Source organism: Pseudomonas sp. efr-133-TYG-103a, assembly GCF_030209235.1.
Taxonomy (GTDB): domain Bacteria; phylum Pseudomonadota; class Gammaproteobacteria; order Pseudomonadales; family Pseudomonadaceae; genus Aquipseudomonas.
The window spans coordinates 1-19,871 of the sequence record NZ_JARVSK010000012.1 but is presented as its reverse complement, the minus strand read 5'-3'; the positions used below and the strand labels follow the sequence as shown (position 1 = coordinate 19,871).

16 protein-coding genes and 2 tRNA genes are annotated in these 19,871 nt (G+C 60.2%); 4 read left to right on the top strand and 14 right to left on the bottom strand.

Features of this window, described 5'->3' with window-relative positions; all coding sequences use genetic code 11:
- Window positions 1-58 precede the first annotated feature (58 nt).
- Window positions 59-145, top strand: a tRNA-Leu gene (locus QRN36_RS10870).
- Window positions 146-419: 274 nt separating this feature from the next.
- Window positions 420-506 (top strand) — tRNA-Leu (locus QRN36_RS10865).
- A 173-nt stretch (window positions 507-679) separates the two neighbouring features.
- Here the strand turns inward: QRN36_RS10865 and QRN36_RS10860 are convergent.
- From QRN36_RS10860 to QRN36_RS10805, 12 genes are all read right to left on the bottom strand, one after another.
- Window positions 680-2,614 (bottom strand): methyl-accepting chemotaxis protein, encoded by a 1,935-nt coding sequence (locus tag QRN36_RS10860; protein ID WP_285424092.1) that lies wholly within the window; start codon window positions 2,612-2,614, stop codon window positions 680-682.
- 150 nt (window positions 2,615-2,764) lie between these two features.
- Window positions 2,765-4,057 carry an adenylosuccinate synthase gene (locus QRN36_RS10855; protein ID WP_093465033.1) on the bottom strand — a complete coding sequence of 431 codons (1,293 nt, stop codon included), beginning with the start codon at window positions 4,055-4,057 and terminating at the stop codon, window positions 2,765-2,767.
- A gap of 53 nt (window positions 4,058-4,110) precedes the next feature.
- Window positions 4,111-5,298 carry an ATP phosphoribosyltransferase regulatory subunit gene (locus QRN36_RS10850; RefSeq protein ID WP_285424091.1) on the bottom strand — a complete coding sequence of 396 codons (1,188 nt, stop codon included), beginning with the start codon at window positions 5,296-5,298 and terminating at the stop codon, window positions 4,111-4,113.
- A gap of 293 nt (window positions 5,299-5,591) precedes the next feature.
- Window positions 5,592-6,461 carry a protease modulator HflC gene (hflC, locus tag QRN36_RS10845; RefSeq protein WP_285424090.1) on the bottom strand — a complete coding sequence of 290 codons (870 nt, stop codon included), beginning with the start codon at window positions 6,459-6,461 and terminating at the stop codon, window positions 5,592-5,594.
- The gene (hflK, locus tag QRN36_RS10840; RefSeq protein ID WP_093465041.1) at window positions 6,461-7,636 is read right to left on the bottom strand and encodes an FtsH protease activity modulator HflK; all 1,176 of its coding nucleotides are present in this window, start codon (window positions 7,634-7,636) and stop codon (window positions 6,461-6,463) included. Before hflK ends, hflC begins: the two co-directional genes overlap by 1 nt.
- 96 nt (window positions 7,637-7,732) lie before the next feature.
- A complete protein-coding gene (gene hflX / locus QRN36_RS10835) occupies window positions 7,733-9,034 on the bottom strand; it encodes a ribosome rescue GTPase HflX (RefSeq protein WP_093465044.1) in 1,302 nt (433 codons plus the stop codon).
- Window positions 9,035-9,046: 12 nt separating this feature from the next.
- Window positions 9,047-9,307, bottom strand: coding sequence for an RNA chaperone Hfq (hfq, locus tag QRN36_RS10830; protein ID WP_093465047.1), 261 nt, complete (start codon window positions 9,305-9,307; stop codon window positions 9,047-9,049).
- A 90-nt stretch (window positions 9,308-9,397) separates the two neighbouring features.
- Window positions 9,398-10,369, bottom strand: coding sequence for a tRNA (adenosine(37)-N6)-dimethylallyltransferase MiaA (gene miaA / locus QRN36_RS10825; protein ID WP_285424089.1), 972 nt, complete (start codon window positions 10,367-10,369; stop codon window positions 9,398-9,400).
- On the bottom strand, window positions 10,369-12,351 hold the full coding sequence (gene mutL / locus QRN36_RS10820) for a DNA mismatch repair endonuclease MutL (protein ID WP_285424088.1): 1,983 nt from the start codon (window positions 12,349-12,351) through the stop codon (window positions 10,369-10,371). Before mutL ends, miaA begins: the two co-directional genes overlap by 1 nt.
- Window positions 12,348-13,787: an N-acetylmuramoyl-L-alanine amidase gene (locus QRN36_RS10815; RefSeq protein WP_285424087.1), complete on the bottom strand. Its 1,440-nt coding sequence runs from the start codon at window positions 13,785-13,787 to the stop codon at window positions 12,348-12,350. The genes mutL and QRN36_RS10815 overlap by 4 nt, the downstream gene beginning before the upstream one ends.
- Before the next feature lie 2 nt (window positions 13,788-13,789).
- On the bottom strand, window positions 13,790-14,260 hold the full coding sequence (gene tsaE / locus QRN36_RS10810; RefSeq protein ID WP_285424086.1) for a tRNA (adenosine(37)-N6)-threonylcarbamoyltransferase complex ATPase subunit type 1 TsaE: 471 nt from the start codon (window positions 14,258-14,260) through the stop codon (window positions 13,790-13,792).
- Window positions 14,248-15,744, bottom strand: a complete 1,497-nt coding sequence (locus tag QRN36_RS10805) for an NAD(P)H-hydrate dehydratase (protein ID WP_285424085.1) — start codon at window positions 15,742-15,744, stop codon at window positions 14,248-14,250. Before QRN36_RS10805 ends, tsaE begins: the two co-directional genes overlap by 13 nt.
- Window positions 15,745-15,806: 62 nt before the next feature.
- On the opposite strand from QRN36_RS10805, the gene queG reads away from it, so the two are divergent.
- Window positions 15,807-16,925, top strand: a complete 1,119-nt coding sequence (queG, locus tag QRN36_RS10800) for a tRNA epoxyqueuosine(34) reductase QueG (RefSeq protein WP_285424084.1) — start codon at window positions 15,807-15,809, stop codon at window positions 16,923-16,925.
- 9 nt (window positions 16,926-16,934) lie between these two features.
- Here queG and QRN36_RS10795 read toward each other — a convergent pair whose 3' ends face one another.
- Both QRN36_RS10795 and orn read right to left on the bottom strand, forming a co-directional pair.
- Window positions 16,935-17,546 carry a trimeric intracellular cation channel family protein gene (locus QRN36_RS10795; RefSeq protein WP_285424082.1) on the bottom strand — a complete coding sequence of 204 codons (612 nt, stop codon included), beginning with the start codon at window positions 17,544-17,546 and terminating at the stop codon, window positions 16,935-16,937.
- A gap of 111 nt (window positions 17,547-17,657) precedes the next feature.
- Window positions 17,658-18,194, bottom strand: coding sequence for an oligoribonuclease (orn, locus tag QRN36_RS10790; RefSeq protein WP_285424081.1), 537 nt, complete (start codon window positions 18,192-18,194; stop codon window positions 17,658-17,660).
- 113 nt (window positions 18,195-18,307) lie between these two features.
- On the opposite strand from orn, the gene rsgA reads away from it, so the two are divergent.
- A complete protein-coding gene (rsgA, locus tag QRN36_RS10785) occupies window positions 18,308-19,339 on the top strand; it encodes a small ribosomal subunit biogenesis GTPase RsgA (protein ID WP_093465077.1) in 1,032 nt (343 codons plus the stop codon).
- The last annotated feature ends 532 nt before the right edge of the window (window positions 19,340-19,871 follow it).

Below are 19,871 nucleotides of genomic sequence, written 5' to 3'. Positions count from 1 at the left end.
GTTGTAGTTGAAAATCAGACGGCTTTTTAAAAAATTAGTCGAATGAAATCAACGCCTTGCCCAGATGGTGAAATTGGTAGACACGCCAGCTTCAGGTGCTGGTGACCTTACGGTCGTGGAAGTTCGAGTCTTCTTCTGGGCACCAATTCAACGAAACCGAGCTAAGTGCTCGGTTTTGTGCTTTTTGCGGTTTGAAAACCTGTCACCGCTGAAAAACAGCCCTGAGCGTAGATCAGTTCCTCTTCTCTGTCCTCAACAGCAATCGAATGCCATGGGCGTGACCTCCTCATTGGAGATACGGGTCTGCCTGCTCGGGCCATCCTAAAACTCCGCTCCAAACACTCAACCTGCAACGCTCGATCGATATTTCGAAAAATTCAGTTGCATTGAAACGAAAAATCTAATTAAATCAGCGCCATGCCCAGGTGGTGAAATTGGTAGACACGCCAGCTTCAGGTGCTGGTGACCTTACGGTCGTGGAAGTTCGAGTCTTCTCCTGGGCACCAAATCAAACGAAACCGAGCCAAGTGCTCGGTTTTGTGCTTTCTGGGGTTCGTAAATCTACAACTGACGCTCGCCTCATTTGCAGGCCGAACGTGCTCGCAATCGCCCTGCACCCAGCCTGATGCATTGCGATTGCGAGCAAACTTACGTTTGCACTCAGTCGATCAAAACCGGATCAGGCGCGGAATTGCCCCAGGCTCGCTTTCAGCTGTGCTGCCAGCTTGTCCAGCGTCTTGCCACTCGCCGTCGTCTCGACAACTGCCTGCGCCGCTTTCTCGGCCTGGGCATGGATCACCTCCACGCGCCCTCTCACCGCTTGCGCCCCCTTGGCCTGATGCTCAGCCGCTCGCGTCGCCAACCCGATGGCGGCATGAACCTGCTCGACCGAAGCCTGAACCGTTTGCTGCAGCCGCGCACTGTCACGCAGCACGGCCAGCCCTTCCTTGGCCTGACGACCCGCAAGTCCAATGGTCGCGACCGCCTCTTTCGCGCCAGACTGCAGCTTGGCGATGTGTTCCTGAATGTCGCCGGTCGAGCTTTGCGTCTTGCTCGCCAACGCGCGGACCTCATCGGCTACCACGGCGAACCCGCGCCCGGTCTCGCCCGCTCGAGCCGCCTCAATGGCAGCGTTGAGCGCCAGCAAGTTGGTCTGCTCAGCGATGCCATGAATCACTTCCAGCACCACCTCGATCTGCTCGCTCTGTTGCGCCAGGCGCTCAATGACCTGCGCCCCGGTTTCGACCTGACCGGCCAGCGCCTCGATCAAATTGCCGACCTGATTGGAGGTGCGCGTGTTCTCGTCCGTCGCCTGACGAATATCGATCACCTGACGCAAAGCCGCTTGCATGGCCTGGCTTTCCGCCTGTGCTTCGTCGGCCATTTGCGACAGCGCCTGAAGACTCGCCGCCACTTCGTCACGTTGCAGCTCGGCAGCGGCATCAGCTCCGGCATTGCGCTTGCTCATCGCACCGATCTCTACTCCCGTCTGCTGAGCGACGTCGCCCGCCTCTCTCACGATCGGTTGCAGCTTATCGACGAAGCGGTTGACCGCTGCCGCCATCTCACCGATTTCGTCGTTGCTGTTGAGCTTCACGCGTTTGGTCAGATCGCCCTCACCGGCGGCCAGATCATCCAGCGCGCGGTTGAGCAATTGCAGTCGCAGCACCACTCGGCGCCCAAGAACGATCGCCAGCGCAATCAACACACCCAAGCCCACCAGGGCCAGACCGACGCCGATTCTCCAGCGCAACGTCGAGGCCGCCTCCTGCACCGCCGAACCGGTATTGGTCGCCATCGCCGAAGCGGACGACTGCGCGTTTTGCAGGCGCGAACGCAACGCTGCCGAGCTTTCAGTCGCGGCCCCACCCAGACTGTCGGAAACCAATTGCTCGCCACTGCCGATCAACGCCGTGAAGCGCTTGTCCAGAGCTGCAAGGTTGTCTTCCACAGCACGGGTCGAGACGCCCATGCGCACTTTGCCGATTTCCACGCCGTTGGGGCTGATGGACGCTTCGACGTAGTAAACGGAAGGATCTTTTTGCGCAGCGTTCAGGACCTTGTCCATCGCCCGATCGCCCTCGCCTTTGGCCAGGAGCGCCTTGATCGATTCGTTCTCACGATTGAGGTAACGGGTGAGGTGTTCGCCCTGCGCGTCGTCGTAGACGACAAACAGCACGTTAGGATTGCGTTGAGCGCGCCGGGCAAATTCCGACAATGTCGGAGTGTCCCCATCCCACATCGCGCGCGGGGCGACGGCAGCAAGAAGCTCGGCCATGTCGGTCGCCGAATCCTTCAAGTCCTTTTCCAACGTCGTACGCAGTTGACCCTGCTCGTCCTTCAGACGGGCGGACAGGCCTGCGCTCAATCGCTGACGCGTATTGCGCGATAACCCTTCCAGACTGGATGTTACGTCGCGGCTCGCCTGCTCCAGTTCCCCGGACAAGTGTTGCGAATCTACACTCAGGCGCGTAGCCAGATCGGCTTCAAGCGCAGTGACGGTGCTCCGGGTGAGGGCGACCGCCACCAGCACCTGCACCAAAAGGGCAATGCCGAGGGCGATGAATACGGGCCGCAGCAAGCGGCTGCGCAGAAGAGAAAGAACGGCCGACACAGGAGATCCCCCCACAACAAACGCCATTAAAATGATGGCATCTTTTATGACGGTATTTACAGCAAGGGTCGTGCCGTTGTGCTGATGGATATCAAGCGGGCAAAACAAAGGGCCGCCTGAGCGACCCTTCGTTTGTATTTCAACGACTTATCAAGCGAATGGGTGACGCAGAACGATGGTCTCGTTGCGATCCGGGCCCGTCGAAATAATGTCGATCGGTGCGCCGACCAGCTCTTCCAGGCGCTTGATGTAGGCGCGAGCGTTGGCAGGCAGCTCTTCCAGGGTCTTGGCGCCCAGGGTCGATTCCGACCAGCCCGGCACCTGCTCGTAGACAGGCTCCAGACCAATGTAACTGTCGGCATCGGTCGGAGCATCGATCACAGCACCGTTTTCGTTCTTGTAACCCACACAGATGTTGATGGTTTCAAGACCGTCCAGCACGTCCAGCTTGGTCAGGCAGATGCCCGAGATGCTGTTGACGTCGATGGCGCGACGCAGAATGACGGCGTCGAACCAGCCGCAACGACGGGCACGGCCGGTGGTCGCACCGAACTCGTGGCCACGCTTGGCCAGGAAGGCACCCACGTCGTCGAACAGTTCGGTCGGGAACGGACCGGAACCGACGCGAGTCGTGTAAGCCTTGGTGATGCCCAGGATGTAGTCGATGAACATCGGGCCCACACCGGAACCGGTAGCGATACCGCCAGCCGTGGTGTTGGAGCTGGTGACGTACGGGTAGGTACCGTGGTCGATGTCCAGCAGCGAACCTTGAGCGCCTTCGAACATGATGTCTTTGCCGGCGCGACGCATTTCATGCAGCGCAGCGGTGACGTCCAGCATCATCGGCTTGAGCAGTTCGGCGTATTCCATGCACTCGTCGAGCGTCTTCTGGAAGTCGACCGCAGGCTCTTTGTAGTAATTGACCAGTACGAAGTTGTGGTAATCCAGCAGCTCGCCCAGCTTGGCGGCGAAGCGCTCGCGATGGAACAGATCACCGATGCGCAGGCCGCGGCGTGCAACCTTGTCTTCGTAAGCCGGGCCAATGCCACGACCGGTGGTGCCGATCTTGTGCTCGCCACGGGCTTTCTCACGCGCCTGATCCAGTGCGACGTGGTAGGACAGGATCAGCGGGCAGGAAGGGCTGATGCGCAGACGCTCGCGCACAGGGATGCCCTTCTCTTCGAGCTTGTTGATTTCACGCATGAGTGCGTCAGGCGCCACGACCACACCGTTACCGATCAGGCACTGCACGCCTTCGCGCAGCACACCGGACGGAATCAGGTGCAGAACGGTTTTCTCGCCATCGATCACCAGGGTGTGACCGGCGTTGTGGCCGCCTTGATAGCGAACTACCGCGGTAGCATGTTCGGTCAGCAGATCAACGATCTTGCCTTTGCCCTCATCACCCCATTGGGTGCCCAGGACTACGACATTCTTACCCATAACACTTGTCCTCATTCACGCAAACTGGTGCCGGCTGCCGCCGACTGGAAAACTCAAGAGGCCAGCGGCATTACCTGCCAAAGCTCGCCGTGCTGAATCAATTGCCGATCACAGTCGGCTTCTTTCGCTGCCTGAACCTGCTGGCCCGGCAATGCCTGGACGACGCGCTGACCTTCGCCGCGCAGCTGACAGACTTTCTGCCAGAGCGCCGCATCAGTACTGTCGGGCATCCAGATACCGCCAGACGGTAACTCGATCTCTGCCCGCCCCAGCGTGACCAGGGTCTTCAGATCGGTGGAAAAGCCCGTCGCCGGACGCGCGCGCCCGAAGTCCGCACCGATGTCATCATAGCGACCACCTTGTGCGATCGACTGACCGACACCCGGCACAAATACCGCAAACACTACGCCCGTATGGTAGTGGTAGCCGCGCAACTCACCCAGGTCGAAGTACAACGGTAGCTCAGGAAAACGCGCCGACAGACGTTCGGCGATTTCCAGCAGATCATCCAGCGCTTCGAGCACCGGCCCAGGCGCCGCTGCCAGACGCTCGCGCGCCTGCACCAGCACTTCACGGCCGCCACACAGGCCGACCAGCGAACGCAGCATGCCGGCCAGATCCGCCGAGAGACCTTCGGTCAGGGCGATGACTTCATCGATGGCCTTGCGCTGGAGCGCATCGAACAGTTGCTGCTCGACCTCGCCGGACAAGCCTGCCGCACGGGCCAGACCTCGATAGATGCCGACATGCCCCAGATCCATGTGGACGTCGGGCACGTCCGCCAGTTGCAACATTGCCAGCATCAGGCTGATGACTTCGACGTCGCTGCTCGGACTTGCATCGCCATACAACTCGGCGCCCAGCTGAATCGGGCTGCGCGAGGATGACAGTGCACGAGGTTGCGCGTGCAGCACGCTGCCGGCATAGCACAGACGACTCGGACCTTCGCGACGCAGCGTGTGCGCGTCGATGCGGGCGACCTGCGGCGTGATGTCCGCCCGGAAACCCATCTGCCGACCCGATTGCGGATCGACCACTTTGAAGGTGCGCAGATCCAAATCCTGGCCAGCACCTGTGAGCAGTGATTCGAGGTATTCGATATGCGGGGTCACGACGAACTCGTAGCCCCAGCTTTGAAACAGATCCAACACCTGACGACGCGCCACTTCTATGCGCGCAGCTTCCGGCGGCAGTACTTCTTCGATGCCATCCGGCAGCAGCCAGCGGTCAACCGTTGCCATTACGCCTTTCCCCTATGATCCGGGCGGCCAACCCCTCGGGGCGAGCCTTGAGTGAAGCAGACAGCATTCTGCGGGCGCCAGACCGGAAACAACCCAACGCCTTATGCGCCGCAGCTTTGCGAACACTGTCCTCGAAAAAACTGCCGCGCACGAATCACGCCACGGCCAATCAATCGTGTAGACGCAAAAAAGCCGGGAATTTCCCGGCTGCCGCATCATACACACGTTTTAGCGCGCGATCACCCCGCCGGGCAGTTTTGCCGCCCGGCGGAGCCATCGTTCGCGGGTCGCGATTACGGCTTGGCTTTCTCCAGATAGCGGAAAAACTCGCTGCCCGGATCGAGCACCATCACGTCGCCCTTGTTGGCAAAGCTTTCGCGGTAGGCGCGCAGGCTGCGATAGAACGCGTAGAACTCCTGGTCCTGACCATAGGCCTTCGAGTAGATCGCGGCGGCTTGTGCATCACCGTCACCGCGCGCCTCTTCGGACTCGCGATAGGCTTCAGCCAGCAGCACACGACGTTGACGATCGGCATCGGCACGGATGCCTTCAGCCAGCTCATTACCCTTGGCGCGATGCTCACGCGCCTCACGCTCACGCTCGGTGCTCATGCGCTCGAACACGCTGCGGTTCACTTCCTTCGGCAGATCGATAGCCTTGACCCGGACGTCGATGACCTCGATGCCCAGCTCTTTCCCGGCCATCGTATTCAGCGAAGCGGTGATATCGGCCATCAATGCGTCACGCTCACCCGACACCACTTCGTGCAGGGTGCGCTTGCCGAACTGGTCACGCAGACCGGATTCCAGACGGCGCGACAGACGCTCATCGGCGATTTGCTTCAGGCCCGATGTCGCGGTGTAGAAACGCTCAGCGTCCTTCACGCGCCATTTGGCATAGGCATCGACCATGACCGCTTTCTTTTCCAGCGTCAGGAAACGCTGAGTCGGTGCATCGAGGGTCAGCAGGCGACCGTCGAACTTGCGCACTTGGTTCACGTAAGGAATCTTCACGTGCAGGCCCGGTGGAACATCGGCCTGAACCACTCGACCGAACTGCAGCAAAACTGCCCGCTCGGTCTGGGCAACGATATAGAAGCTGTTCCACGCAACGACTGCCAGCACGACACAGACGATCAGGGCGACCAGAGATTTATTGCTCATCAGCGAGTCTCCCTAGTGCGCGTGTCGCGTTGCTGTTGCATGTCCGCGGCCCGAGAGCCCGGATCGACTACGGTCGCTGCTGCGCCGGTAGACGGAGCAGAGCCAGTGCGGCTGCTTTCGATCATTTTGTCCAATGGCAGGTAAAGCAGGTTGTTCTGACCCTTGTCGCCGGTCACGAGCACCTTGCTTGTGTTGCTGAAGACTTCTTGCATGGTGTCCAGATACAGACGCTCGCGAGTGACTTCGGGAGCCTTGCGATACTCGGAGACAAGCTTGGTGAAGCGGTCCGCCTCACCCTTGGCACGCGACACCACTTCATCGCGGTAACCGTTGGCGTCCTCGACAATGCGCTGAGCCTGACCACGAGCCTCTGGAATCACACCGTTGGCGTAGGTTTCGGCTTGGTTGCGCGAGCGTTGCTCGTCTTCACGGGCACGGATCACGTCATCGAACGCTTCCTGAACTTCACGCGGCGCCGCAGCGCTCTGTACGTTCACCTGGGTCACGGTGATGCCGGTGCGATACGTATCGAGGAAACGCTGCAAGCGCTCCTTGATCTCGCTGGCCATCAATTCACGACCTTCGGTGAGCACCTGATCCATTGCGGTAGAGCCGACAACGTGGCGCAGTGCACTTTCAGTTGCATGCTGCAGACTGACTTCAGGCTGATCCACGTTCAGCACGAAATCCTGCAGATTGGTGATCTTGTACTGCACGGTCAGAGGCACCTCGACGATGTTTTCGTCCTCGGTCAGCATCTGGCCCTGCTTGCTGTACGCACGTTCGCGCGTCACGTTTTCAAGATACTTGCGATCGAATGGCGGGAAGTAAATGTTCAGACCCGAACCGACCGTTTCGTAGTATTTGCCGAAGCGCAGGACAACGGCCTGCTCCTGTTCGTCGACCACGTAAATTGCGTTGTAGAGCCAGATCGCGAGCAGCACGACCAGACCGATGCCGAGCAGGCCGAAGCCACCGCCCTTGCCCGAACCGCCGCCACTGCCGCCGCCGTCACCACTACGTTTCTTGCCACCACCGAACAACCCATTCAGGCTTTCCTGCAGCTTTCGGAAGGCCTCGTCGAGATCTGGTGGCCCCTTGCGGTCGCCGCCCTTGCGCTTGCCACCCCAAGGATCCTGATTATTCGAGTTGCCACCCGGCTCATTCCAAGCCATAGCGCTCTCCATCTGATAAAGCAAAGACGCGCCCGCGGCGCGCCGACCAATGCTACAGAATGCCCGTCAAAGCAGCACAACCGCTTTTTCAGGCTTTTATTGCAAAGTGTGTTGCTCGATGAATTCCAGCGGCTGCAGTCCTTCGCGACTCACCAGGCGATTGAGTTCAACTCGGGGTAAACGCACAGCCAACAGGCTCTGGCCTTCTTCATCATGCTCTTCGCTCTGTACCGCACCCAACTGGAAAAACTGGGCACGCAACCGGGCGAAGCGTTGCGACAGGCGCAAAGTTCCAACGAACAGGTCGTTGCCCAGCAGCTCGGCAATCGCTTGCCGAAGCAGATCCAGACCACGACCGTCACGAGCAGAAACCCAGACCCGTTGCGGCTTGCCATCGGCATCGCGTTGTATCTGGGGCTCGACCCCTTCGAGCAAATCGAGTTTGTTATACACCTCGAGCATCGGCAAGTCCTGGGCACCGATCTCGCCCAGCACCACCATCACCTGCTCAATCTGCTCCATGCGCTCAGGCTCGTGAGAGTCGATGACATGCAGCAGCAGATCCGAATTGCTCGACTCTTCGAGCGTAGCCCGAAAGGCCTCGACCAGCTTGTGCGGCAGATGGCGGATAAAACCCACCGTGTCCGCGAGTACGATCGGGCCAAGGTCGTTGAGCTCGAGGCGACGCAGGGTCGGGTCGAGCGTTGCGAACAGTTGGTCAGCAGCGTAGACGTCAGAATCGGTGACCGCATTGAAGAGGGTCGATTTGCCGGCGTTGGTATAACCGACGATGGAAACAGTGGGAATATCGGCCCGTGAACGACCGCGACGCGCCTGATCACGCTGGCTGCGGACTTTCTCAAGCCTGCCCTTGATCTGACGCAGACGAACCCGCAACAGACGACGGTCCGTTTCCAGCTGGGTTTCACCCGGTCCACGCAGGCCGATACCGCCGCCCTGACGCTCAAGGTGAGTCCAGCCACGAACCAGACGGGTACTCATGTGCTCAAGCTGAGCCAGTTCGACTTGCAGCTTGCCTTCGTGAGTGCGCGCGCGCTGGGCGAAGATGTCGAGAATCAGGCCCGTACGGTCAAGCACGCGACACTCGAATACTCGCTCGAGGTTGCGTTCCTGACTGGGTGTAAGGACGTGATTGAAAATGACGATATCCGATTTTTCGGCTTTGACCAGATCGCGCAGTTCCTCGACCTTGCCGCTGCCTACCAGATATTTGGCCGTTGGCCGATGCCGTGGCACGTTTACGAATGCGACGATATCGGCGCCTGCCGAAAGAGCCAGTTCCCGGAACTCCTGCGGATCTTCGCGCGCCTCAGGGTCCTGACCATCCAAGTGAACGAGGATGGCCCGTTCACCACCACCGTGGCGCTCAAAGAACAAAGCAGACTCCTATCAGGCGTTACCTGGCTCTGCGTCAGCCTGGTCGGATTCGGACGCGCTAGGCAGACGAATAGGACGAACCGGAACGACGGTGGAGATGGCATGCTTGTAAACCATCTGGCTGACAGTGTTCTTCAGCAAGATCACGAACTGGTCGAAGGACTCGATGGTGCCTTGCAGCTTGATGCCGTTTACCAGATAAATCGAAACCCCAACCTTTTCTTTACGCAAAGTGTTCAGGTAAGGGTCTTGTAGCGAATGCCCTTTTGACATGTGCCGCACTCCTTTAAGGATCAATAGAATAAATTCGAAAACATTGGCTTGGGCCGTTACCCCCCAAGGATAGACGGCTATTGCAAGGACTCAGCTCAATATGGAGACCGATCCCAGGTATTTCAAGGCGCGTGGCAGATTGTCGCAAGCCAGGCTGTCCAACCAGTGTAAATCTTCCCAGCTTCGCAACCAGGTGAACTGTCTCTTGGCCAACTGGCGCGTGGCGATGATGCCGCGTTCCTGCATCTGGTCATGGTTCAGTTTGCCGTCCAGATAGTCCCAGACCTGGCGATACCCTACAGCTCTTATAGACGGTAAATCCGAGTGAAGGTCCCCTCTCGAACGCAGCGCTATAACTTCTTCCACGAATCCCTCATCGAGCATTTGCCTGAAACGAAGAGCGATCCGGTCATGCAACACCTTGCGATCCGTCGGTGCTATCGCGAGATTTGCGACAGTATAGGGCAATTGATGACGCCCCGAAGCGCTAGCTTGAGCAGTTTGCGCACTTTGTTGCTCGCGATGTGCGGTCATGCTCATCCCGCTGACCCGATAAACTTCCAGCGCCCGAACCAGACGCTGCGGATCATTGGGATGAATTCTGGCCGCCGACACCGGATCGATGCTCGCCAGCTCATCGTGCAACGCCTGCCAGCCACGACTGGCCGCCTCGACTTCAAGTTGTGCACGAACTTGAGCGTCAGCTGCCGGCATGTCCGCCAGGCCTTCCAATAGAGCTTTGAAATACAACATGGTGCCACCGACCAGCAGAGGAATTTTTCCTCGAGCGGTGATTTCAGCCATCGCCTGCAGAGCATCACTGCGAAAGTCTGCGGCCGAATAACTCTGCGACGGGTCGAGGATATCGATCAGCCGGTGTGGATACTTGTCCAAAAGCGCTTTTGAAGGCTTTGCCGTGCCAATGTCCATGCCGCGATAAACGAGCGCGGAATCGACGCTGATCAACTCGCAGGGCAGCACTTTGGTCAGCTCGATGGCCAGGTCGGTCTTGCCAGCGGCAGTCGGCCCCATCAAAAAGATGGCCGGAGGAAGAGCACTCATCAGCGACCGCGCAGAAATAGTTTGTCGAGGTCGTCCAGGCCCAACTGGGTCCAGGTCGGTCGTCCATGGTTGCACTGGCCACTTCGCTCGGTGTTTTCCATGTCGCGCAGCAGGCCGTTCATTTCCGGAATCGCCAGACGCCGGTTGGCCCGCACGGCGCCATGGCACGCCATCGTTCCCAGCAGCTCGTTCATGTGAGCCTGAACCCGGTCACTGGTGCCGTATTCCATCAGGTCAGCGAGAACGGCGTGCACCAGCCGGTTTGCCTCGGCCTGCTTCAACAACGCCGGGATCTGCCGGATCGCCAGGCTCTCGGGACCGAGACGCTGCAATTCGAAACCCAGCTGCTGGAAGGTGGCCATGTGTTCTTCAGCGCAATCGGCCTCACGCTGACTGACGGCGATGGACTCGGGCACCAGCAACGGTTGCCCGCTCAAGCCTTCGCTGGCCATCGCGATTTTCAGGCGTTCGTACATGATCCGCTCGTGAGCAGCGTGCATGTCGACCAGCACAAGACCGTGGGCGTTTTCAGCCAGGATATAGATGCCTTTGAGCTGCGCGAGCGCGTAGCCAAGGGGCGGGATATCGCCCTGAGACTCAGGCAGATCAACGCGCGTCCCGGGCTCGGGGTTGGCCGGAGTACCCGGCAATGGCGCAAAAAACGTGCTGTAGGCGGCGCGCGCCTCTTCGGCCGGCAACACCGACGCCGGACGCGGCGTGTACTGATATTGATAACCGGCGCCACTGCCTGAGCTGCTTGCTCCAGCGGGTGGATTCCAGGCCGGACCTTGCGGGGTCTCGAGCACATTGTTAGCCAGACGCATCTCGCCCTGTGGGCCGAACTCACCCGCCTCTGGCCCGCTGGGGCGCACAAGCGCAGTGACCGACGTGGTCCCCGCCAATTGATCCTCGGGGCGCACGTCGCCCAGCGCACGGTGCAACGTCCCGTAAAGGAAATCGTGAACCATGCGGCCGTCACGGAAGCGAACTTCGTGCTTGGTGGGGTGGACGTTGACGTCGACGACGGCTGGATCGACCTCGAAAAAGAGCACAAAGGTCGGGTGGCGCCCGTTGAACAGCACATCGCGATAGGCCTGACGCACCGCGTGGGCAACCAGCTTGTCTCGCACGGCCCGGCCGTTGACGAAGAAATACTGCAAGTCCGCCTGACTTCTGGAGAACGTCGGCAAACCGACCCAGCCCCAGAGTTTCAGGCCGTTGCGTTCAACCTCGATTGGCAGCGCCTGCTCAAGAAATCCCGGCCCGCACACTGCCGACACACGTCTGGCGCGGGCAACGTCATCACGGGCCTCGTGCAGGCTGAGAATGGTCTTGCCGTTGTGGCGCAGGTGAAAAGCCACATCGAAGCGCGCCAGCGCCATGCGCTTGATCACTTCCTGCAAATGATCGAATTCGGTCTTCTCAGCCTTGAGAAACTTGCGCCGCGCGGGTGTGTTGAAAAACAGATCGCGCACTTCCACCGACGTGCCCACCGGGTGCGCGGCTGGCTGGACGCGGGAAGCCATGTCGCGGCCTTCGGTCTCCACCTGCCAGGCTTGATCGGCGTCACGGGTGCGCGAGGTCAGTGTCAGGCGGGCTACGGAACTGATCGACGCCAGCGCCTCGCCCCGAAATCCGAGGCTCATGACACGCTCGAGGTCTTCGAGCTCGCGAATCTTGCTGGTGGCGTGCCGCGCGAGGGCCAGTGGCAGATCGTCCGCCGAAATGCCGCCGCCGTCGTCGCGCACGCGCAACAGCTTGATACCCGCCTGCTCGACGTCGACATCAATGCGTCGCGCACCGGAGTCCAGACTGTTTTCCAGCAGTTCTTTGATGACCGATGCCGGACGCTCGACCACTTCACCGGCAGCGATCTGGTTGGCAAGCCTTGGGCTGAGCAATTGAATACGCGCAGCTTCGGCCGCATTGTCGGCGCCGGAGGAAACCTCGAAGCCATGATCGTCCAGCAGCAGGTCGGTCATGGCTCACCCGCCAGTTCTGCGCTCGGGATTTTCAACTGCTGGCCAATTTTCAGCTCGTCGGAACTCAATTTGTTGGCATTGCGCAGCGCTTCCATGCTCATGTCGTAGCGTGCAGCCAGCATGCTCAGCGATTCGCCGGAGCGGACTGTGTGCTCGCGCGGCCCCATCGCCAGCTTGCCGTTGTCCCGCAGCCACGCGATGTAAGTGCCTTGCGGAGGATTCTGCTGGAAGAACTGCTTCACGCCTGCGGTGATCGAGCGGGCCAGCGCCTGCTGGTGACTTGCTCCCTCGAGCTTGTTGGCCTCGGCGGCGTTGGAAATAAAACCGGTCTCGACCAGGATCGACGGAATGTCAGGGGACTTCAGCACCATGAACCCTGCCTGCTCCACCCGGGACTTGTGCAGCGAAGTGACGCGGCCGATGTTGGTCAGCACTTTCTGCCCGACATTAAGGCTGGAGGTCAGGGAGGCGGTCATGGACAGGTCCAGCAACACCCCGGCAAGCATGCGGTCCTTGTCATCCAGGCTCACAGCGCCAGCACCGCCGATCAAGTCGGACCGGTTTTCACTGTCGGCCAGCCAGCGGGCGGTCTCGGACGTTGCGCCGCGTTCGGAGAGGGCAAAGACCGAGGCGCCGAACGCTGCAGAAGACGGCGCGGCGTCGGCGTGAATCGAGACGAACAGGTCGGCACCTTTGGCGCGGGCGATCTCAGTGCGTTTGCGCAACGGAATGAAGTAGTCGCCAGTGCGGGTCAGCTCAGCGCGATAGCCTTTCTCGGCGTTGATCTGACGCTGCAATTCTTTGGCGATCGCCAGCACGACGTTCTTTTCTTTCTGACCACGACCGCCGGAGGCGCCCGGATCTTCACCGCCGTGGCCGGCGTCGACCACGACTACGATGTCGCGCTTGCCATTCGGCACTGGAGGCAGCTTGATTTCCGGCTTGGACGGGCTGACCGGCACGGCTGGTGTCGCCGGCGCCGCCGTGGCAGGCGTGTCGGCAACGGTCGGCGTCGGGTTGGCATCGGCCGGATTGTCGTACAGGTCGACCACCAGGCGATTGCCGTACTGCTGGTTCGGGGCCAGCGTGAAGCTTTTCGGAGTCACGGCTTTCTTGAGGTCGATAACCACGCGCAGGTCGTCAGGCGTACGCTGGGCGGAGCGCATGCTGGTAATCGGGGTGTTGGCGGTCGGAATGTTGAGCGAACCACCCAGCGTGGCGCCGTTGATGTCGATGACCAGACGATCCGGGGACTGGAGCGTGAAAACACTGTGCTGGACCGGGCCAGACAGGTCGAACACCAGTCGAGTGTTATCCGGAGCGCGCCATAAGCGGACACTTCGTACCTGTGTAGCGGCCAACGCGTCGACAGCCAATGTCGTCAGCAACAGTCCTATCACAGTAACCAGCGCGCGCATGCGCATACCTAACCCCATATCTATTTGATTTCCAAAGCCAAAGCGGCACACCACTTCTCGCCGCGCGAGCTTTTCGGGCTTAAGGTCAGCGCTCGACCTTCCGCGTGCGGCCTAATGGTAATGATCAGGTCAGGCTTTGGCAAAAAGCCTGCACCCAAATCAGGCCACTCGATCAAGCAAAGCGCTTCTCCTTCGAAGTAGTCGCGTATGCCGAGGAATTCTAGCTCTTCTGGATCAACAAGTCGGTAAAGATCAAAGTGATACGCGCGATTTCTCCCGATTTCGTAAGGTTCTACAAGCGTGAAGGTCGGGCTTTTTACCGCGCCAACGTGACCCAAGCCGCGGATGATTCCGCGCGATAACGTCGTCTTGCCAGCCCCCAGATCGCCCTCAAGAAAAATAATCCCATTGCTTTCAGTGACTTGGGCAATTCGCGCACCAAAGTGGGTCATGGCCTCTTCACCGATCAGGTGCAGGGTTAACTCAGACACGGTTGTTGCTCCTCCAGAAGCTGACGAATAACAGGAATCAGATCAGCGGCAGCCAGCCCGCGCCCGCTCGCTCCGCACTTTTCTCCGGCCAGCGCATGAAGCCAGACGGCCAGACACGCGGCGTCGAACGGGGCCATTTTTTGCGCCAGCAATGCCCCGATCACCCCGGCCAGAACGTCACCCAGCCCGCCTGTCGCCATCGCCGGATGCCCGTGATCGACCAACGCGAGTCGTCCGTCCGGGCTGGCGATCAGACTGCCGCTGCCTTTGAGCACGCAGACCGCATTGAATTTCCTGGCCAGCGCTTTCGCCGCTGCGGGGCGATCATTCTGGATTTCCCTGGTGCTCACGCCTAACAAGCGCGCAGCTTCGCCGGGATGAGGCGTGATCACACAGTTTTCTGGCAGCTTCACCTGTCCGGACGCGAGCTGGTTCAAGGCGTCAGCGTCCCAGACTTGCGGCCGATCGGCATTGGCGGCGGCAGAAAGAAGCGCCCGCCCCCAACTGTGTTGCCCAAGGCCAGGACCGACCACCAGAACGGACGCCGGCTCAATCAACCCGTGAAGCTGGTTGGCTGACCTGACGCCTGCGCTCATCACTTCAGGGAAGCGCGCCAGGGCGGCAGTGATGTGCTCAGGCCGGGTTGCCAGCGTGACCATGCCTGCACCACAACGCAGGGTGCTTTCAGTGCTCAGTAACGCCGCACCCCCAAAACCCAGATCGCCGCCGATCACCAGAACACGCCCGTACATGCCTTTGTGCGCAGTGCGCGGGCGCGCATCGAGTTTCGGTAGATTGAAGGTGTCCAGCCGCGTGATGGTGGCCTGCGCCTGCGCGACGACATCGGCGTCCGCTTGCAGATCATCGAATACCAGCTCACCGACCACATCCGGCGCATCGCCCGTGAACAGCCCGATCTTGAGACCGATGAATGTCACGGTGAGGTCAGCGCTTACCGCCTGACCCTGCAGCCTGCCGGTGTCGGCACACAATCCGGACGGGATATCCACCGCCATGACAGGCAGACCGCAGTCATTGATGGCCTGGATCGCTTCGCTGTACGGCGAACGAACGTCCCCTTTGAGCCCGGTCCCCAGCAGCGCATCAACGACAATCCCGGCAAGCGCCTGCTGCTGCCAGCCCTTGATCTCGACGCCCGCTGCTCCCGCTTCTTTATAAGCAGATTCGGCATCGCCGCTCAGCGCCGAAACATCGCCCACTGCCAGCGCACTGACCTGCCAGCCGGCTCGTTGGGCCAAAGCAGCAATCAGATAGCCGTCACCGGCGTTGTTGCCATGCCCTGCCATCACCGTCAGTTGCCTGGCATCCGGCCATTGCCGGCGCAGTGCACGCCAGGCGGCATGGGCGGCACGCTGCATCAGCTCGAATCCGGGCGTGCCGGCGGCGATCAGGCGCGCATCGAGGTCGCGCACCTGCGCGGCGCTGTACAGTGCGTCGGGAAATGGGGGTTTGCTGTGCAACATGCGTCTTTGAGCTCCGATGTCTGGCAGAATTATACGCACCTGCGCCCCGGTGTCCTCTTTGCATGTCCGCGATAACTGTAGATCCATCCACAAACTCAGCGCCGCTCACGACGGCCGAGCTGTCCGACCTTGCTCGATCGATCAAGGACTGGGGCCGCGAGCTCGGCTTCCAGCAAATCGGCATCTCGGGGCTGGATCTGGCGGAACACGAGCAGCACTTGCAGCGCTGGCTTGAAGCCGGGTATCACGGCGAGATGGACTATATGGCAGCTCACGGCAGCAAACGTTCGCATCCCGACGAACTGGTCCCGGGGACGCTGCGGGTCGTTTCGCTGCGCATGGACTATCTGCCCGGCGATACTGAGATGGCTCAGCGCCTGAGTCAGCCGGAGAAAGCCTACGTCTCTCGCTACGCCTTGGGGCGCGACTATCACAAGCTGATTCGCAAGCGGGTCCAGCAGCTGGCCGAGCGCATCCAGCAGGCCATCGGCCCATTTGGTTTCAGGGCCTTTGTCGACAGCGCGCCCGTGCTGGAAAAAGCCATCGCAGAACAGGCCGGACTCGGCTGGATCGGTAAAAACACATTGGTGCTCAACCGCAAGGCAGGCAGCTATTTCTTTCTGAGCGAGCTGTTCGTCGACCTGCCGCTGCCGGTGGACGCTCCCCACGCCACTGAGCATTGCGGCCGTTGCAGCGCATGCCTGGACATATGCCCGACCAATGCCTTCGTCGGGCCTTATGTGCTGGACGCCAGACGCTGCATCTCTTACCTGACCATCGAATTGAAAACCTCGATCCCGGAAGAGCTGCGCGCCCTGATCGGCAATCGGGTATTCGGATGCGACGATTGCCAGATCGTCTGCCCATGGAATCGTTTCGCCAGGCCGACCGATCAGAATGACTTCAAACCCCGGCACGGGCTGGACAACGCTGAGTTGACCACGCTGTTTTTATGGGATGAAACGACCTTCCTCAGCAACACCGAAGGCTCGCCATTGCGACGCGCGGGTTACGAGCGCTGGCTCAGGAATCTGGCGGTCGGGCTGGGCAACGCACCGTCGAGCATTCCGGTGATCGAAGCGCTGAAAGCACGACTGGCCTATCCCTCGGACATGGTGCGCGAACATGTGGAATGGGCGTTGCGCCAGCATGAAGCCCGGCAGAACGCTGCAACGGTGTAGACCGCTTTATCAATGCCCATCTTTGTAAATGAACTTGGGCATTTCCCAGTGAAAACGAATGGCCAGTAAGCGCAGCAGCAGCCCGCCGAACAAGGTGATGAGGGTGCCCTGCTCGATGGGCAATCCCCATTGCTGGCACGCGATGAAACACCACGCGGCGGCAAACGAGACGCTGGCGTAGAGCTCACGACGAAAAATCAACGGGATGTCGTTGCAGAAGATGTCTCGCAAGATGCCGCCGAACACACCCGTGATGACGCCGCTTACCGCGGCGACCAGCAGGCTCAGCCCCATGTCCAGCGCGGTCATGCAGCCGATGAGCGTGAAGGCGACCAATCCCAACGCATCAAGCACCAGAAACAGCGAGCGCAAGTGACGCATCAGCGGCGCGATGAAGATGGTCACCAGCGCCGCAACGCTGGTGAGAATCAGGTATTCCGGGTGTTTGACCCAGGTGAGCGGGTAATGCCCCAGGAGCACGTCACGTACCGAACCGCCGCCCAGCGCGGTGACGCACGCAATCAGCACGACGCCGAACCAGTCCATGCCGCGACGTCCAGCGGACAAGGCGCCGGTCATGGCCTCAGCAGTGATGGCGATCAGGTAGAGCATCAACAGCATGGCAGCAGTCCCTGCGAAAAGAGGCGCAGTCTAACCACTGCGCCGGAGCACCAAAAGAGGGCAACGACGCAGATGTCGCTTCGGTGGCATCCTGCACACGCGGGGCTGAGGTCAGACTTTGATGAAGTGTTCGCGATAGAAGCGCAGCTCGGCGATCGATTCTCGAATGTCGTCCAGCGCCAGGTGCGTGCTGCCCTTTTTGAACTTCAACTCAGGCGACCAGCGTGCCGCCAGTTCCTTGAGGGTCGAGACGTCCAGATTGCGGTAGTGGAAATAGTTTTCCAGCGTCGGCATGCGCTTATAAAGAAAGCGGCGGTCCTGACAGATGCTGTTGCCGCAGATCGGCGAGCTGCGTTCCGGCACCCATTGCTTGATGAAGTCCAGGGTCATCGCCTCGGCTTCTGCCGTGGAAATTTTGCTGTCACGTACCCGTTGGGTCAGGCCCGAGCCGCCGTGCTGACGCGTGTTCCACTCATCCATGCCGTTCAGAAGCTCATCGCTCTGATGAACGGCGATCACCGGGCCTTCTGCCAGCGTGTTCAATTCGCTGTCGGTGATGATGGTGGCCATCTCGATGATGACGTCGTTATCCGGGTCAAGACCAGTCATTTCCAGGTCGATCCAGATCAGGTTCTGCTTGTTCTGCATAAGTCGGCTCCTCAACGTAGGCGCGCAGTTTAGCTCAGGCTGGCATGCTAGACTCCCCCGCGCTTCACTCTTCGGATGCTTTACGCATCATATAAATGGAACACTGAACACCCATGGCCAAACGCCAACTTAACCGCCGCCAGAACTGGCGCATCGAAAAGATTCAGGGCGAGCGCGCCGCGCGTGCCGCCAAACGTGAATCTCAAGCACTGGAAACACTGGAAGGCGGCGATCTGGGCCCTGAACAGACAGGCCTGGTCATCGCGCATTTTGGCGTGCAGGTGGAAGTCGAGGCTCAGGAAGGTGAGTTGAGCGGGCAGGTATTCCGCTGCCATCTGCGGGCAAACCTGCCGGCGCTGGTCACGGGTGACAGAGTGGTCTGGCGGGCTGGCAATCAGGGCATTGGCGTCATCGTTGCGCAGCTGCCGCGCACTACCGAACTCTGCCGCCCCGACACGCGAGGCCAGCTCAAGCCGGTTGCGGCCAACGTCGACCTGATCGTGATCGTCTTCGCGCCGATGCCCGAGCCACATGCCAACCTGATCGACCGCTACCTGGTTGCAGCCGAACACGCTGGCATTCGTCCGCTGTTGCTGTTGAACAAGTTCGACCTCATCGATGAGCAAAACGCCCCGGCGCTGAATGCGCTGCTGGCGGTTTATCGCACGCTCGGTTATCCGGTGCTGGAGGTCTCGGCGCATCACGGAAACGGCATGCAGCAGTTGCAAGACCAGCTCGACGGCCATATCAGCGTGTTCGTGGGCCAGTCAGGCGTAGGCAAGTCATCGCTGGTCAACAGCCTGCTGCCGGAAGTCGGAACAAGGGTCGGCCCCCTTTCGGAGTATTCCGGGCAAGGCACACATACCACCACCACCGCACGCCTTTTCCACTTTCCGCGTGGCGGCGATTTGATTGACTCGCCCGGTATCCGTGAGTTTGGCCTGGGCCACGTCAGCCGTGCCGACGTCGAAGCAGGCTTCATCGAATTCAACGACCTGCTTGGCCGCTGCCGCTTCCGCGACTGCAAGCATGACCGCGAACCCGGCTGCGCGCTGCTCAAGGCGCTGGAAGACGGCCGCGTGCAGCAGCAACGTATGAACAGCTATCGATCGATCATCGCAAGCTTGCCCGAGAGCAGTTACTGACGCCGAGATGGCAGCGCCTGAATTCACGCCCTTCGCCGGCCAACTCAGGGAAAAGCTCGCCCGCGAAGGCCTGATTTGCCCACCCTCTGTTGAGCGGATGAACCGGCCCTTTTCGCGAGCAAGCTCGCTCCCACGGAGGGGAAAGCCGCTGCAGATGCGGCGCCCACGAATCCGCCTTCGCGAGCAAGCTCACTCCTACAAGAGTGCAACACCTTGGGATGTGGAGAAACCTGGTCTTTCAGCCAGCCGAGATCCGGTGGGAGTGAGCCAACTGTCTTTAAAGAGCTCTTCGATCAACGGCGCGATACCCGACGCGTTCCCGGCTAAAGCCGGTCCTACGAAAAGCTTGGAGCGTCAGTAGGACCGGCTTCAGCCGGGAAGAGGCCGGCCCTGCCGCCACATCTCCAGAGACTGTAGGAATGCCTTCGCGGGCAAGCGCGCTCCTACAGAAGTGCAACACCTTGGAATGTGTGGAAGCCTGGTCTTTCAGCCAGCCGAGATCCGGTGGGAGTGAGCCAACTGTCTTTAAAGA